15 protein-coding genes are annotated in these 14,305 nt (G+C 41.6%); 6 read left to right on the forward strand and 9 right to left on the reverse strand.

The features are described 5' to 3' along the window. The gene (gcvP, locus tag A9260_RS06455) at nt 1-2,868 is read left to right on the forward strand and encodes an aminomethyl-transferring glycine dehydrogenase (RefSeq protein WP_068697317.1); all 2,868 of its coding nucleotides are present in this window, start codon (nt 1-3) and stop codon (nt 2,866-2,868) included. Between the two features lie 192 nt (nt 2,869-3,060). Here gcvP and A9260_RS06460 read toward each other — a convergent pair whose 3' ends face one another. Further along, nucleotides 3,061-3,381, reverse strand: coding sequence for a cupin domain-containing protein (locus A9260_RS06460; RefSeq protein ID WP_068697319.1), 321 nt, complete (start codon nt 3,379-3,381; stop codon nt 3,061-3,063). A 470-nt stretch (nt 3,382-3,851) separates the two neighbouring features. Here A9260_RS06460 and A9260_RS06465 point away from each other — a divergent pair, with 470 nt between their 5' ends. Together A9260_RS06465 and A9260_RS06470 are read left to right on the forward strand one after the other, a co-directional pair. Beyond that, nucleotides 3,852-5,087 carry an Lcl C-terminal domain-containing protein gene (locus A9260_RS06465; RefSeq protein WP_068697321.1) on the forward strand — a complete coding sequence of 412 codons (1,236 nt, stop codon included), beginning with the start codon at nt 3,852-3,854 and terminating at the stop codon, nt 5,085-5,087. Between the two features lie 154 nt (nt 5,088-5,241). Next, entirely contained in the window at nt 5,242-5,592 is a 351-nt protein-coding gene (locus A9260_RS06470) for a DUF805 domain-containing protein (RefSeq protein ID WP_068697323.1), read from the forward strand. Nucleotides 5,593-5,758: 166 nt separating this feature from the next. Here the strand turns inward: A9260_RS06470 and A9260_RS06475 are convergent, their stop codons facing one another. The 5 genes from A9260_RS06475 to A9260_RS06495 form a co-directional block, all read right to left on the reverse strand. Next, nucleotides 5,759-6,181 carry a MarR family winged helix-turn-helix transcriptional regulator gene (locus tag A9260_RS06475; protein WP_068697325.1) on the reverse strand — a complete coding sequence of 141 codons (423 nt, stop codon included), beginning with the start codon at nt 6,179-6,181 and terminating at the stop codon, nt 5,759-5,761. Between the two features lie 170 nt (nt 6,182-6,351). Beyond that, entirely contained in the window at nt 6,352-6,657 is a 306-nt protein-coding gene (locus tag A9260_RS06480; RefSeq protein WP_068697327.1) for a hypothetical protein, read from the reverse strand. A gap of 364 nt (nt 6,658-7,021) precedes the next feature. Further along, nucleotides 7,022-8,518 carry an alanine/glycine:cation symporter family protein gene (locus tag A9260_RS06485; RefSeq protein ID WP_068697329.1) on the reverse strand — a complete coding sequence of 499 codons (1,497 nt, stop codon included), beginning with the start codon at nt 8,516-8,518 and terminating at the stop codon, nt 7,022-7,024. 148 nt (nt 8,519-8,666) lie between these two features. Further along, nucleotides 8,667-9,140: a DUF4442 domain-containing protein gene (locus A9260_RS06490; RefSeq protein ID WP_068697331.1), complete on the reverse strand. Its 474-nt coding sequence runs from the start codon at nt 9,138-9,140 to the stop codon at nt 8,667-8,669. 99 nt (nt 9,141-9,239) lie between these two features. Then, nucleotides 9,240-9,515, reverse strand: a complete 276-nt coding sequence (locus A9260_RS06495) for a nitrogenase-stabilizing/protective protein NifW (protein ID WP_068697333.1) — start codon at nt 9,513-9,515, stop codon at nt 9,240-9,242. A 144-nt stretch (nt 9,516-9,659) separates the two neighbouring features. On the opposite strand from A9260_RS06495, the gene A9260_RS06500 reads away from it, so the two are divergent. Next, on the forward strand, nt 9,660-10,151 hold the full coding sequence (locus A9260_RS06500) for a peptidylprolyl isomerase (RefSeq protein ID WP_068697334.1): 492 nt from the start codon (nt 9,660-9,662) through the stop codon (nt 10,149-10,151). Nucleotides 10,152-10,155: 4 nt separating this feature from the next. Here the strand turns inward: A9260_RS06500 and A9260_RS06505 are convergent, their stop codons facing one another. Continuing rightward, nucleotides 10,156-10,515: a hypothetical protein gene (locus A9260_RS06505; protein ID WP_068697337.1), complete on the reverse strand. Its 360-nt coding sequence runs from the start codon at nt 10,513-10,515 to the stop codon at nt 10,156-10,158. 37 nt (nt 10,516-10,552) lie between these two features. Further along, a complete protein-coding gene (locus A9260_RS06510; protein WP_068697339.1) occupies nt 10,553-10,810 on the reverse strand; it encodes a hypothetical protein in 258 nt (85 codons plus the stop codon). 384 nt (nt 10,811-11,194) lie between these two features. Here A9260_RS06510 and A9260_RS06515 point away from each other — a divergent pair, with 384 nt between their 5' ends. Both A9260_RS06515 and A9260_RS06520 read left to right on the forward strand, forming a co-directional pair. Then, the gene (locus A9260_RS06515) at nt 11,195-11,731 is read left to right on the forward strand and encodes a DUF3332 domain-containing protein (protein ID WP_068697341.1); all 537 of its coding nucleotides are present in this window, start codon (nt 11,195-11,197) and stop codon (nt 11,729-11,731) included. Between the two features lie 291 nt (nt 11,732-12,022). Beyond that, a complete protein-coding gene (locus tag A9260_RS06520) occupies nt 12,023-12,493 on the forward strand; it encodes a DUF302 domain-containing protein (protein ID WP_068697343.1) in 471 nt (156 codons plus the stop codon). 13 nt (nt 12,494-12,506) lie between these two features. Here the strand turns inward: A9260_RS06520 and A9260_RS06525 are convergent, their stop codons facing one another. Continuing rightward, nucleotides 12,507-14,243, reverse strand: coding sequence for a bifunctional protein-serine/threonine kinase/phosphatase (locus tag A9260_RS06525; RefSeq protein ID WP_068697345.1), 1,737 nt, complete (start codon nt 14,241-14,243; stop codon nt 12,507-12,509). Nucleotides 14,244-14,305 lie beyond the last annotated feature (62 nt).

The raw sequence follows: 14,305 nt of genomic DNA on the forward strand, positions 1-14,305 counted from the left end.
ATGACTGATCTATTACGCAGCTTAAGTACAGACAACGAGTTTGTTTCTCGACATAACGGTCCAAACTTAGCTGACCAACAGAAAATGCTTGAGCGCATCAAAGCACAAAGCCTTGGTGAACTTGTTCAACAAACGGTGCCACAACAAATCCGATTGGAAAAACCATTAACGCTAGACGCTCCGCTAAGTGAAGCTGGAATGCTAGAAGAGATGAAAAAGTTTGCTCAGCAAAACCAAGTCAAACGTACCTTTATTGGTCAAGGTTATTACAACACCTTCACGCCAAACGTTATCTTACGTAATGTTCTAGAAAATCCAGGATGGTACACCGCGTATACACCTTATCAGCCAGAAATTTCTCAAGGCCGTCTTGAAGCCCTTTTGAACTATCAACAAATGATCATCGACCTCACCGGTATGGAAATCGCCAACGCTTCTCTATTGGATGAAGCAACCGCGGCTGCCGAAGCGATGACTTTGTGTAAACGCGCTGGCAAAAGCAAAAGCAAAACGTTCTTTGTTGCCGATGACGTGCACCCACAAACAATTGAAGTGGTCAAAACTCGCGCTGAGTTCATCGGTTTTGATGTACTAGTAGGCGATGTTGATTCTTTAGCGCAGCAAGATGTATTTGGTGCCCTACTGCAATACCCAACCACAACCGGTGAAGTAAGAGATCTCAGTGACATCATCGCTCAAGCGCAAGCCAATAAAACACTGGTCACTATTGCGACCGATTTATTAGCTTCTACGCTATTAAAACCGGCGGGCGAAATGGGCGCAGATGTTGTGATCGGTTCAGCGCAACGCTTTGGCGTCCCTATGGGTTACGGCGGTCCTCACGCTGCCTTTATGGCAACGCGTGATAAACACAAGCGCACCATGCCAGGTCGCGTTATCGGTGTCTCTATTGACACCAATGGTAACCAAGCACTGCGTATGGCAATGCAAACTCGTGAGCAACATATTCGCCGCGAAAAAGCCACATCCAACATTTGTACTGCGCAAGCACTGCTTGCCAATATGGCGGCATTTTACGCCGTGTTCCACGGCAGTGAAGGTTTAAAAACCATCGCACGTCGTACTCACCATATGACCGCTATTTTAGCCGCTGGCCTAACTCAATCTGGCTATGAGCTTTGCCATAACTCCTTCTTTGATACGCTAACCATTAATACTGGTGACAGAACTGAAGCCCTTTATGGCGCAGCGCTACGTGACAATATTAACTTGCGTAAGCTTGATGGCAAGCTCGGGGTTAGTTTTGATGAAACCACGACTGTTGCAGATATCGTGTCCCTATTTAGCGTCTTCCAAGTTAGCGAATCCATTGAAGCGCTAAGTAACGCCGTATCGGCGAATGAATTTGCCGCGATTCCTGAAAGCTGTCGCCGCAGTTCTTCATTCTTAACGCACCCTGTGTTTAACACTTGTCACAGTGAAACTCAGATGATGCGTTATTTGAAAAAACTAGAAAATAAAGACTTTTCTCTGACTCACGGCATGATCCCGCTAGGTTCATGTACCATGAAACTAAACGCAGCAGCAGAAATGATTCCGGTTACATGGCCTGAATTTGGCTCAATGCACCCGTTTGCGCCAATTGATCAAGCCGCCGGCTATACCGCGCTTGCCAAAGACTTGAAAGCGAAGCTGTGCGAAATCACTGGCTATGATGATTTTTCTTTGCAACCAAACTCTGGTGCATCAGGTGAATATGCAGGTCTTATCGCGATTCAGCGCTACCACCAATCTCGCGGCGAAGGCCATCGTAATGTGTGTTTAATCCCAAGCTCTGCGCACGGCACAAACCCTGCATCGGCCTCTATGGTATCGATGAAAGTCGTGGTAGTGAAATGTGATGATGACGGCAATATCGATATGACCGATCTTGCGGCTAAAATCGAAAAACACGCAGAAAACCTATCAAGCATTATGATCACCTACCCTTCTACGCATGGCGTATTTGAAGAGCAAGTGAAAGAAGTGTGCGAAATGATTCACGCAGCAGGTGGGCAGGTCTACCTTGATGGCGCGAACATGAACGCTCAAGTGGGCCTTACTAGCCCTGGCGTTATTGGTTCTGATGTATCGCACCTTAACCTACATAAAACGTTCTGTATCCCACACGGCGGCGGCGGTCCTGGTATGGGACCTATCGGTGTTAAATCTCACCTAGCACCTTTCCTACCTGGACACATTGAAAACGGCGTACAAGGTAGCGATCACCCAGTATCTGCAGCCGATATGGGCAGTGCCTCTATTCTTCCTATCTCATGGGCTTACATTGCCATGATGGGCGAGCAAGGGCTCACTACAGCTACCGAAGTGGCTATCCTAAATGCCAACTATGTAATGGAACGTTTATTGCCTTATTACCCAGTTTTATATCGTGGTAAGAATGGTCGTGTTGCGCACGAGTGCATTATTGATATCCGCCCTCTAAAAGAAGAAACAGGCATCAGTGAAGAAGACATCGCTAAACGTCTAATGGACTACGGCTTCCATGCGCCAACTATGTCTTTCCCTGTTGCGGGCACCCTAATGGTTGAGCCTACAGAATCTGAGGATTTAGAAGAGCTAAACCGCTTCTGTGATGCGATGATCGCGATTCGTAAAGAGATGAATAAAGTACGTGATGGCGAATGGCCACTGGATAACAACCCATTAGTTAACGCGCCTCACACACAAGTTGATCTTGCCAATAGCGAATGGGAACGTCCATACTCACGCGAGCTAGCCGCTTTCCCATCTCGCTCACAGCGTGACTGGAAATACTGGCCAACAGTAAACCGTGTCGACAACGTATACGGCGACCGTAACCTTATCTGTTCTTGCCCTAGCATTGATGATTATATAGAAGAGTAATTTAACTGATGCAGATGTCTCATTAAGTTACGTCTCTTTCAATAAAAAAGCGAACCTCAACAGGTTCGCTTTTTTGCATTTATCTCGGCTAAAAAACACCAAGTAATGGTGAGCTAGATACAAAAAAGCTCCGCAATTGCGGAGCCTTATAAACTTTTGAGCCCTGTTAAATAACCGGGTTCTTTTTGTTTTTTATACGAAGTCTTTACGCATTGGCGTGAAGTTATCGATAAGAACACCTTTCTCAAGACACTTAGCACCGTGCATGATGTTTGGTTCTTTGTAGATAGTGTCGCCAGCAACAACGATTTGAGTATCTTCACCAACAGTGAACTCAAACTTACCTGAAACAACGTAAGTTAGTTGCTCATGTGGGTGTTTGTGCATTGCAGCTACTGTACCAGTCTCAAAATACACTTCACAAGTCATCATGTTCTCGCTGTATGCTAGAACCTTACGTGAAAGACCACCACCTAGCTCTTCAATAACAACGTCTTTATTGTATACAAACATGTTTTCGCCTTCTTTATTTTCAGTGTGACAAAATATTCAACATTGTTAGGCATTAAGCCTCACAGCTGTTGAATTACCTCTGCCTATTAATAATTTTATATGACAAATGATAACATAATTCTTGAACCGAGATAGAGAAGATACAGGACAGCCATGTATTTATTTCACAAATTGACCTTAAAAGTAGCCAATGGGGTCATCCATATTCATGCAAATTGGCCGCTTTCTCGCCCGTTCACAGCGTAACTGGAAATATACTGGCCAACAGTAAACCGTGTACGACAACGTATACGGTGACCGCAACCTTATCTGTTCTTGTTCATAGAAATAACGCCATATTCCATATCTTACACCATTCACAGTAATGCCAATCACAGTAAGTAAATCATTGTAAATTAAAGGTTATTAGGTTGCCTATATAGGACTTAGTTAATTATTATGCAAGTTCAGGAGTATGACTAGGAAACAGAATGAATAACTATAAATGTTATATTGCCGCTTTAACCTTAGTGCTTGTTGCAGGCTGTAATAGCGAAAGCGGTGGAAACTCAGGATCGGTTGAAGGTGACGATAGCAATATTTCCACCAGTGGCGCTTTAGATTGGGAGTCTGCCATCCAATTTTGTGAATCCCTCAACTATGCAGAATATGATGATTGGCGACTGCCTAATATCAAAGAATTGCACTCTATTGTGGATTATTCTTTATCTCCCAACTCTAGCGGAACCGCAGCTATTGACTCGACCTTCATTTCATCTCAAATCATTAATGAAGGTGGCGAAGTAGACTATCCCTATTATTGGAGTAGCACGACGCATATCTCTGGTAGCGGTAAAACCAACAGTGCTGCCTACATCGCATTTGGTCTTGCTTTAGGCTACATGAGTGAAGAATGGAAAGATGTACATGGCGCAGGCTCACAAAGAAGCGATCCAAAATCTGGTGATGCATCAGACTACCCTGAAGGGCATGGTCCTCAAGGTGACGCAATCCGAATTGATAACTATGTACGCTGCGTGCGCGATGACAACACTATTGTAAGCCCCTCTTATACCATCGTAGATACCAATCAAAACAACAATACCACCACAACTTTTGGCGAAGATTCTGACTATATGGGTAATCAACCTTCCTATGCTGTCATTGGCAATGGTGAAGTTATCGAGGATAAAAATACTGGACTGATGTGGCAACAAAGTGTCGCGGATAAAGTCAGTTACTCTGATGCAATCAATAACGCCTCAACCATCAATATTGGCGGTTATGATGACTGGCGATTGCCCACTATCAAAGAGCTGTATTCTCTTATCATATTCTCCGGCGAAGATGCGACGAGCTGTACTGGCACAACTGACGAATGCACCACTAAAAAATTCATTGATACTGACTTTTTTGAGCAACCATATGGAAACACAGATGATGGCTATCGCGCCATTGATGCACAAACTTGGTCTGCGACAGAATACGTCAGCACGACCATGAATGGAGATGAAACGGTCTTTGGATTGAATTTTGTAGATGGTCGAATTAAAGGCTATCCAAAATACAAAAAATCAACAGGCACTGATAACCTACTCCATGTTCGATATGTAAGAGGTAACAGCAACTATCAATCATCAAACTTTATCGATAACTCCGATAACACCATTACCGATAATGCGACTGGCCTTATGTGGATGAAAAATGACAGCGGTACTCTTGAATAGATTATCAATTCATATAGTTAGTAGCCTTTGAATAAACTAAAGGCTACTGCAACCATAGCCAAACCATACAAACTTATATTGAAAGCAATTTCGTCATCTTCTTCTATGCTATAAAATTGAACTGTTTAGTTTCTACACTTAGAAGATTTAGATTATGAATATTTTTTCTTTTCAAGGACGAGCAAGTCGTCGCACGTACTGGAGCATGGTGTTAGCAAATATTGTTATCATTTTAATAATGCGCTTTAGCTTACACGGTAACTTTAGTAATCACGGAGAAGGTGACGTATCAAACATTGCGACTTTTGTCGTGTTTGTTATCAGTGTTCTGATGCTTTGGTGGTCACTCGCTATCCAAGTTAAGCGTCTGCATGACTTAGATAAAGCAGGTTGGTGGGTGCTTATTAATCTCATCCCTTATCTTGGAACGTTCCCATTGATGATTTATCTTGGATGTTTCAAAGGTACAAATGGAAGTAACCGTTTTGGGAATACACTCAAATAGCCAATAAAGTGAGTGTTATTATCTAATCAACATAAAGCCCGCAACTTAAAGCGGGCTTTATACCAATTTCAAATAATAACGCTAATATTACATTCACTGCTTACTACTATTTATCCATTAATATCAAATAAATAGTAATCATATCAATACACTATTCGACTAGAACTTACTGTAAGTTGTCTGATAATTTATCTGCAACTGCAACAAAGGTCTTCAGCTCTTCTTCACTGATATTTTCTAGCATTTTATTTTGAATTGAATACTGCGCCAACTCAATCTTATCACTCAGGCTAACGCCTTGTTCTGTCAAAAACAGCTGTTGGCTACGCTTGTCATTGGGATTGGGGGTCTTGATAATCCAACCTTTGCTGATCATATCTTTTACGATTCGCGCTACTTGAGCTTTATCACGAGAAAATTGTTGTACGATGTCGTTAGCGGTACATTGATTACGATGACGAATAAAGGATAAACAACGGACATGCATTCCATTTAATCCTAAATCATTGGCTTGTAGTTCGGCGCGAATGGCCTGACGATAAGATTGAACAATATTAAAAATGGTTTCAGAAACTGCATTCTTATCCATGAATTCACCTAGAGTAGTATTACAACATAAACAGTACGATTAAGTTGATTTTATCTACCTAATTAGCATGACTCAAGTACGAATACACAGAAATTATTTTGAATTAAATTGTGGTTATGGCAGCAACACACATAATGCGCATTACCGCGTGCTCGCTCGACTAAACTTGTCTACTCAACAACAATATATTGAACAACATCTTCATCAAGCAAACCATGCTTGTCGATGGAGTCAAGATCGAGCACTTGTCCAAGAAGTAGCGCGACTTTAATCACGATGGTGGCAATGGTTAGCACTAAGATCGCTCTGTTTAAGCTTAATCTTGCGAATTTTTTACGAACCAATTTTTCCGAGACATGATTTCGTTGGTCGGCAGAAATGGAGACTCTTAGTGATTGCATCGATTTTGTAGCGGCCACAGCTAACACTACTAGCAATAGCACACTCAATAAATCAAAGACAATGGACCAAGACAAAATATAACTCCAGAAACAATAAACCGATATTTAATAGAGTTATAATAATACAATTCCATTCTTACTATGGGCACACTCACACTTTTGGTCATTAATTACCAAAAATATGTGGAATTACGTGACGCAAATCACGCTTTTATTGTAATGATGTAATTTAATTTCATTATAAAATTACTTAATCAAACATAGCTAAATTCTATAAACTAGATTTAAATTGTAGTTTATATGAGCGTTGTTTCATTTGTATTTTCAGATTTAGATAATAGTTGCCAAAATAGATAACGGGTTTTCTATGACAACTTGCTATCAAAATTAAAAAAGTCGAGGAACATGTCCTCGACCTATATTTAAGCATACTAAGTGATTATTTCTTGGAAGACTTTTCTAAAAGTTGCTCCCAGTAAGTTGCGCCTTTAATGCCAAGCTTAACAGGGTCAAAGGTGTATTTCTTAACCCCTTGCTTTTGCTGCTGTTCATAGTCTCTTAATGCTTTTAGGGCTGGTTTAGACATAAAGAAGATAATCAAAATGCCAATAATATTCAGCCAAGCCATCACTCCTACTCCAATATCACCCATAGCCCAAGCTAAATTCGCCGCTTTTATGGTTCCGTAGAAAACAGACGAAATGATGACTAATTTAAGTAAAAACTTCATTCCACTGATCTTAAACGTACGTCTGATGTAGGCGATATTGGTCTCAGCAATGTAGTAATAGGCCAATATGGTCGTAAAGGCGAAGAAGAATAAAGCAATCGCAATGAACGGCTTACCTATACCCGGTAGCGCACTATCAATGGCCAATTGCGTAAATACTGGGCCATTAGCACCAATATTCTCAGATAAGTTTTGTACTATGTATATGCCTTCTTCTGCGCCATGTACGTTGTACATTCCGGTAATTAGGATCATAAATGCAGTTGCCGTACAAACCAGCAAAGTATCAATATAGATAGAGAACGACTGAACCAAACCTTGCTGCGCAGGGTGGTCTACATTGGCCGCGGCGGCGGCATGTGGACCAGTACCTTGACCTGCTTCATTAGAATACACGCCACGTTTAACACCCCAACCAATCGCCGCGCCAAAACCCGCCATTGGAGTGAAGGCATCGCCAATGATCATGGCAAAGATGCGTGGTACTTCAGTGATGTGAAGAAGCAGAATAACAAAAGCAGTTAATATGTAGGCTAATGCCATAAACGGCACCACAATTTGGGTAAAGTTAGCAATACGCTTCACTCCACCAAAGATGATGAAGCCAAGAATGATAGAAACAAAAGTGCCTGTCACTATCTTAGCAAAGCTAAATGTGCCCATAGCAGTATCAATCATAGGACCTGAGCCAAACGCAGCTTCAACCGCATTGCCGATGCTATTTGACTGAACGCCTGGCAACAATACGCCACAAGCAAATATGGTGGCTATGGCGAAGATCCATGCATACCACTTCTGCCCCATTGCCTTTTCTATATAGTAAGCGGGGCCACCGCGAAACTGACCTTCATCTTCTTCTTTGTATATTTGCGCTAAGGTCGATTCTGCATAAGCGGTCGCGGCGCCAAAAAAGGCCACAACCCACATCCAAAATACCGCTCCAGGGCCACCAAAACCGATAGCGGCAGCCACTCCGGCAATATTACCCGTACCGACACGCCCTGATAGAGAAACCGCTAAAGCTTGAAATGAAGAGATCCCTTTCTCGGAGCTTTTGCCCGATAGCAATAGTCGCCACATTTCAAAGAAATGACGAATCTGCACAAATCGAGTCAGGACAGAATAGAATAATCCAGCACCTAAACAAAGATAGATAAGAACAGGACTCCAGATAATCCCATTCACTGCATCCACAAAGCCTTCCATATACAACTTCCCTATTGAATAAAATATAGACGAAACAATATCTTACTTGAGCCTAGGGATCTACGACCTTCTAGTAACATTTCGTAATAGAGTTATTAACAAAGACTTGTAGGATAACAATTGACTAAAAAATAGAACATAACCGTTATTATTTTGCTTTAAGAGAGAGGGTCAGATCAAAGGTTGCCATGGGTTTGTCCCCATGTAATGTTGGGCACAAAGCGGTAATACGCACATCTCGGTTTACACGCTCACCTGTCGCCATGGTTTCTTTTAGCATTTCATCAATTAAATACCCATCTCGACAAACAAAATGCACATCCGCTTCCGGACGCATTAGAAATTCTGATTTTAAACCTTTGAATGCTAGTGATATTTTTCGCCCTTGGTCGCGAGCTTTCATTGCCGCCATAAAGCCACCAGCAACATCCGCGCCCATTACCATTGCGCCAATGTACATGCTATTTAAGTGATTTTTAGTACGACGTTTAAGAGGGATTTTAATCTCTACCACCTCTTCATCAACCAACACTATTTTAGGTCGGCTTAGCCATAACAGCGGCACTTTAGTGAAAGCGAAGTAACTGAGATAGAGATTAGCTTTTTGTAATTGTGAGAGCATCAGTAACACCAAAGATTAACTTGTCGTACCAGTTAATCAATCCGACGCTTGATTGTCAAAGAAATGTTATAGATTTGATGGGTCAATTTATTAAGTGGTTTATCGGCGCAAGCAAGAAGTACAACCGCGACAGGCCGAGCGAGTGGCAGGATCTAACCTTCCCCTCTGAATTTTACAATAAGCATTCCTCAGCACTCTGCGCGCGGCAAACCAATCATCAGGTTTAGCCAGCAGTAGGTAGCCATTAAATCGTTTTAATAGTGGCAGGCGATACTCATTAACAAATCGACGATCAAAATCCACCTCAAAATACTCAAACACCTGCTCAAGTGAGGTAAATGAAGACAACTTCTGTTGCAGATCGCTAAAGCTCATTTTGATATCTCATTGTGCTTTTAACTCACAAAGCCGGTACTAAAGCCTAGATTATAGGATGGTCACAACCTAAAGCTTGCGCGCATTACAAACGCTATTCAAGGTATACTACTGCGTATACCCCATTTAATAAAATGACATTCCATGATTGTATTATCAACTAACCTCGGCGATATCACCATTGAACTTGACCTAGAGCAAGCTCCTGTCAGTTCAAAAAACTTTCTTAAATACTGTAATGAAGGCTTTTTTGAAGGCACGATTTTTCATCGTGTCATCGCAGGTTTTATGATTCAAGGCGGTGGATACACTGAAAACTTACTTGAGAAAGAAACCCATGCCCCTATCGTCAATGAAGCAAATCGTGGATTAAAAAACACAATCGGCTCTATTGCAATGGCTCGCACCGATGCGCCACACTCTGCATCTTCACAGTTTTTTATAAACCTAGACGATAATGACTTCTTAGATTATACCGCGACCACCAATCAAGGTTGGGGCTATGCGGTGTTCGGGAAAGTTACCGCAGGGATGGATACCGTCAACGCAATTGCACAAGTTAAAACTCACTCATACTTAGGCCTTGATGACATGCCCGTCACTGCCATTGTGATAGAAAAAGTAACCGTAAAGTAAGCCCCTAAAACTTATAAGTTAATGGACAAATCTCGGTACTTCCAATAGTGATCACATAGCTTTCACCTAATACATCGTAAGTGCAAAGTTTACTAAAGCCTGACGTTGTATCATGCTTAAAAAAGCCTGTTTTCTGAGCATCAGAGGCAGGCTTTTTAAGTTTAGGCTGCAGATCAAATTCATGACTCAGTGGGCAAATATCTGTCGAATTAATATTGAGGCTATGTAATTCACCCAACACATCGTAATAGCAGGTTTGGTTAAACCCTTGCACGTCATTACTTTTTAAAAAGCCGGTACTGGCCAATACCGTGCTTGCCACAAACGCCGCTCCTAGCACTGCTATTACTGTAAATACTCGCATAAAACCCCTCATCAATGAAAAAGCGCGGTCTATAGATCTATAGCGGCTGAATCTGCACGTCCTGACGAATATAAGCAGGAATATCCAGCCTTTGCTCAGCAGCTTTTGCTTGTGGTTGAGCCAAAACCCCTTCTAGTTCATCAAATTCAACGCCAAAAATACGAGCTGCCATCATCAAACCATTTATATACTGCTTTTTCTCAAACTTTAACTGCGTTTCAGTGGTTGGAATTGCACTGTATTTATCAAACTCAACCTGCAAATAATCTAAAAAATCCTGCTTATGTGTACTCATTTTTACCTCTTACGGATACTACGGTGAACGATAAATTGTTATTTTTTTCACCCATACACACGACTGTACACCGATTGATCCAACAGCGAAATGTTTTGATACACAATAAAACTCTTAGTCAATAATTTGATTGGCGTGAAATGGCAAGTAAGTTAAAAATCTGAAGCTATAATTCTTCCCATCGCAAACGAACATTCATTTACAAATAACAAGACAGTATTTATGTCGCCGTTATTATCTAAATCAAGTTTAAATAGTCATTTATTGTCTTACAACTTTATACCTATATTTTTAATAAGACTTTACCGTGACCGGCTTAAAAATAATCACGCAGATATGACTATTCACATTAATTAACAACAATCTATTTATAAGGTCTATTAAATGAAAAAATTGAGTTTAAAAGCATTAAGTATCGCAGCAATCGCCACTATGCTAACGGGCTGTATCGGAAGTAATGCAGTGACAGGATATGTGATGAAGTTTAACCTAGAAGTGGTCGACAACCGATACGCTCGTGGTGGCGTCAACATGTTGCTTGCGCCTGTATACGGCCTTAGCGTTGCTGCCGATACCCTTGTATTTAACTCTATTGAGTTCTGGTCTGGCAAAAACCCAATCAACGGTAAGCCACACATTTTTGATTCTAAAACAAAAACCATGTATCAGATGAATGATAGTCTAGATCCTTCTTTAACCGAAGCTCCCATTGAACCTATTTCAATGCGTCAGGTTGAATCGGCTACTTTTGAATCTATTGATGAAAACACCATTCAAATGCACGTCACCTATAATAATGGTGAGAAAGCGCTAGTCACTGGAATTAAAGATGATGAAAATGTCAGTTATTATATTGACGATAAATTAATTGCTCAAACGACCATTGGGCAATTAGAAGAACTGGCTAACCAACAAGCATAAACACTGCTTTATTAAAGCAACAAATTAATATCTCATTAGGGGCACAGTCATTGACTTTGCCCCTTTATTTATCCTTTAAAATAGCATTTTTATTTCTAAACTGTTTATTACCTACTCAAAATAAGCTCAATTCTGAATCAACCTTTGTTCCGCTCTCTCACATCTAAGCCAGCTATCTTTACTTGTACTATCCTTTTTCTAATAATTACGGCGAAAACTAGGCTTTGAGTAAAACATTCACTCAAAAGTCCATAACCTAAATCAATAATGATAAAGATTGCCGGAGGCAACATGAAAAAATCTCTACTTGGTCTATTTGCTACCCTTTTAGTTAGCTTTACAGCCCATGCAAGTAGCTCAGCACAAGCAGACAACGGTCTAATTTCAGTGAAAAGTAACCACGATGTTGTGACCACAGCAGACAGACTGGTTGCCGCTTTAACTGAAAAAGGAATGACCACATTTGCTCGCATTAAACATTCAGAAGCGGCTGACGCGGTAGGTATCGAATTGCGTCCAACTGAGTTAGTGTTATTTGGTAATCCTAAAGTAGGTTCACCACTTATGGCTTGTCAGCAAAGTGCAGGTATCGACCTTCCTCAAAAAGCGCTTATTTCACAAGATGAGCACGGTTTAGTTTGGCTAACTTACAACAATCCTAATTACCTAAAACAGCGTCATAACATCACAGGCTGTGACGAAGTATTAGGCAAAATTAGCAAAGCATTGAACATGTTTGCGACTAAAGCAACTCAGCCATAGACGTGACGCAAAGCTAACCTTGTCCCCACAAGTATTGTGCTATCGCAATGCTTGTGGATATTAACGCAACTGACTTCCAAAACATCACCGGATCGCGCTTTAATAGTGGGCGTTGTTTGGCCTGTTTAACCAAGGTTGAATTGGGCGTTGATAAATCCACCAAGAAATCCCCAAGCACTTGATAACGACTATTCATGTTCTCATGAGTGGCTTTACGAAACACCAAATCTAACCAAGCTGGAATATCCTCACGAAACTGCATCATTGGACGATAATGCCATTTATGATGTCTTGCTGTTTGCGCCACTTGCGCAGAAATAGGCTTATAAGGCAACTCTGCACACAACATTTCATAACCAATGACGGCAACCGAGAATAAGTCTGACTGTATGGTGGCTTCACCAGTATCGATGCTTTCGGGCGCGATGTAATTAACCGCGCCTAACGGTTCACTGCCGTGACTGTGACCGGATATTTCTTCAAGCCCCAGAGCTTTTACCGCGCCAAAATCAATCAGCTTTATCGCGCCGCCATCGGTCATCATAATATTCTCTGGCTTTAAATCTCGATGCACCATATCGGCGCGTTGCAGTACTCTTACCGCTTTAATGATCTCTTCAATAATGCTGCGCACTTTACTTAAATTGGGCTTAGAGTTATCAAACATCCACTGTCTAAGCGTCACGCCCTCAATATACTCACATAATTGATAGACAAACTTGGTCGTGTCGGGAACAGGATACACCTGCATCACACGCTCACTTTTAAGCTGACTTCCAACCCAATATTCGTTGGCTAATAAATTGAGATGCTCAGTATCCTCACTGTAATTAAGTGAAGGCGCTTTCAGCACTCGAAATTCACCGTTAGTTTCATCAAGCACTTGATAGACATGGCTTCTAGGGCCTGCGTACAGCACCTTAGTCACCAAAAAATGATCGATACGATTGCCTTCTTTTAAGGCGGGAGGTACGGCTCTGGATAACAGTTTAGCTTGATGCTCAAGTAAAGAATGACTGGGCAATCCATCAACATCAAGAATCAAACAGGTGGCGTTATCGGTACTGCCAAGTACAATGGCCGCTTGGCTGATGCTATCGGCTAAAAGCTCTTTATCTTTATCGGAAATGAATAAGGTGTGCAGCTGTTCTTCTGCAAGCGAATCATGCACGCCATCACTGGTGAGAACGAAGCGATCGCCAGATTGTAATTCAAAGGATTGATAATCGACATCCAACCGACTATCCATGCCTAATGCTCTGGTCAGGTGAGGGGTTTGCCCAAAACTCACTCGCTGGTGATCGCGCGTCAGAAGTTTCAGTTTTTTATCTCGAACGCGATAAATACGAGTGTCACCCACATGAAATAGGTGCGCCGTGTTGGACTTAAATATCACCGCACTAAAGGTAGTCACTAAGCCGTTGTGTTTTAAGCTTTGCTTGAGCCCTTCTTCAAATAACCAGTTATTCATCGACGTTAAAATTTTACTGGCGCAATGCTGAATACTCCAGCTATCAGGGGTTGCGTAATAATCCGCAATAAACTGCATCACCGCGGTATGACTGGCCTTTTGACTGTTATCGCTACAACTCACGCCATCGGCGATACACGCCACAATGCCTTTGTGCTCTAACTCATAACGCGGTTGTGGCACTTTAACTAAAAATGCATCTTGGTTTTCATCACGCATTCCAATTAGTGATGCGCCGCCAAAACTCAATGTTAATGGTGATTCAAGCCTTTCTTTCACTCGTGCTACCTTCCCTGTATCACTGAAAAAGTTAGCCCTGCGAAGCGATAATTTCTAAGCAA

Origin of the sequence: Vibrio sp. UCD-FRSSP16_30 (genome assembly GCF_001676025.1) — a bacterium.
Classification (GTDB): Bacteria; Pseudomonadota; Gammaproteobacteria; order Enterobacterales; family Vibrionaceae; genus Vibrio.

Bases quoted from the DNA above. Each gene is read 5' to 3' on its own strand.
- A9260_RS06485 (WP_068697329.1), bottom strand. From the start codon at position 8,518: ATGGAAGGCTTTGTGGATGCAGTGAATGGGATTATCTGGAGTCCTGTT.
- A9260_RS06495 (WP_068697333.1), bottom strand. From the start codon at position 9,515: ATGAGCTTTAGCGATCTGCAACAGAAGTTGTCTTCATTTACCTCACTT.
- A9260_RS06510 (WP_068697339.1), bottom strand. From the start codon at position 10,810: ATGAGTACACATAAGCAGGATTTTTTAGATTATTTGCAGGTTGAGTTT.
- A9260_RS06460 (WP_068697319.1), bottom strand. From the start codon at position 3,381: ATGTTTGTATACAATAAAGACGTTGTTATTGAAGAGCTAGGTGGTGGT.
- A9260_RS06505 (WP_068697337.1), bottom strand. From the start codon at position 10,515: ATGCGAGTATTTACAGTAATAGCAGTGCTAGGAGCGGCGTTTGTGGCA.
- A9260_RS06475 (WP_068697325.1), bottom strand. From the start codon at position 6,181: ATGGATAAGAATGCAGTTTCTGAAACCATTTTTAATATTGTTCAATCT.
- A9260_RS06470 (WP_068697323.1), top strand. From the start codon at position 5,242: ATGAATATTTTTTCTTTTCAAGGACGAGCAAGTCGTCGCACGTACTGG.
- A9260_RS06520 (WP_068697343.1), top strand. From the start codon at position 12,023: ATGAAAAAATCTCTACTTGGTCTATTTGCTACCCTTTTAGTTAGCTTT.
- A9260_RS06515 (WP_068697341.1), top strand. From the start codon at position 11,195: ATGAAAAAATTGAGTTTAAAAGCATTAAGTATCGCAGCAATCGCCACT.
- gcvP (WP_068697317.1), top strand. From the start codon at position 1: ATGACTGATCTATTACGCAGCTTAAGTACAGACAACGAGTTTGTTTCT.
- A9260_RS06500 (WP_068697334.1), top strand. From the start codon at position 9,660: ATGATTGTATTATCAACTAACCTCGGCGATATCACCATTGAACTTGAC.
- A9260_RS06465 (WP_068697321.1), top strand. From the start codon at position 3,852: ATGAATAACTATAAATGTTATATTGCCGCTTTAACCTTAGTGCTTGTT.
- A9260_RS06490 (WP_068697331.1), bottom strand. From the start codon at position 9,140: ATGCTCTCACAATTACAAAAAGCTAATCTCTATCTCAGTTACTTCGCT.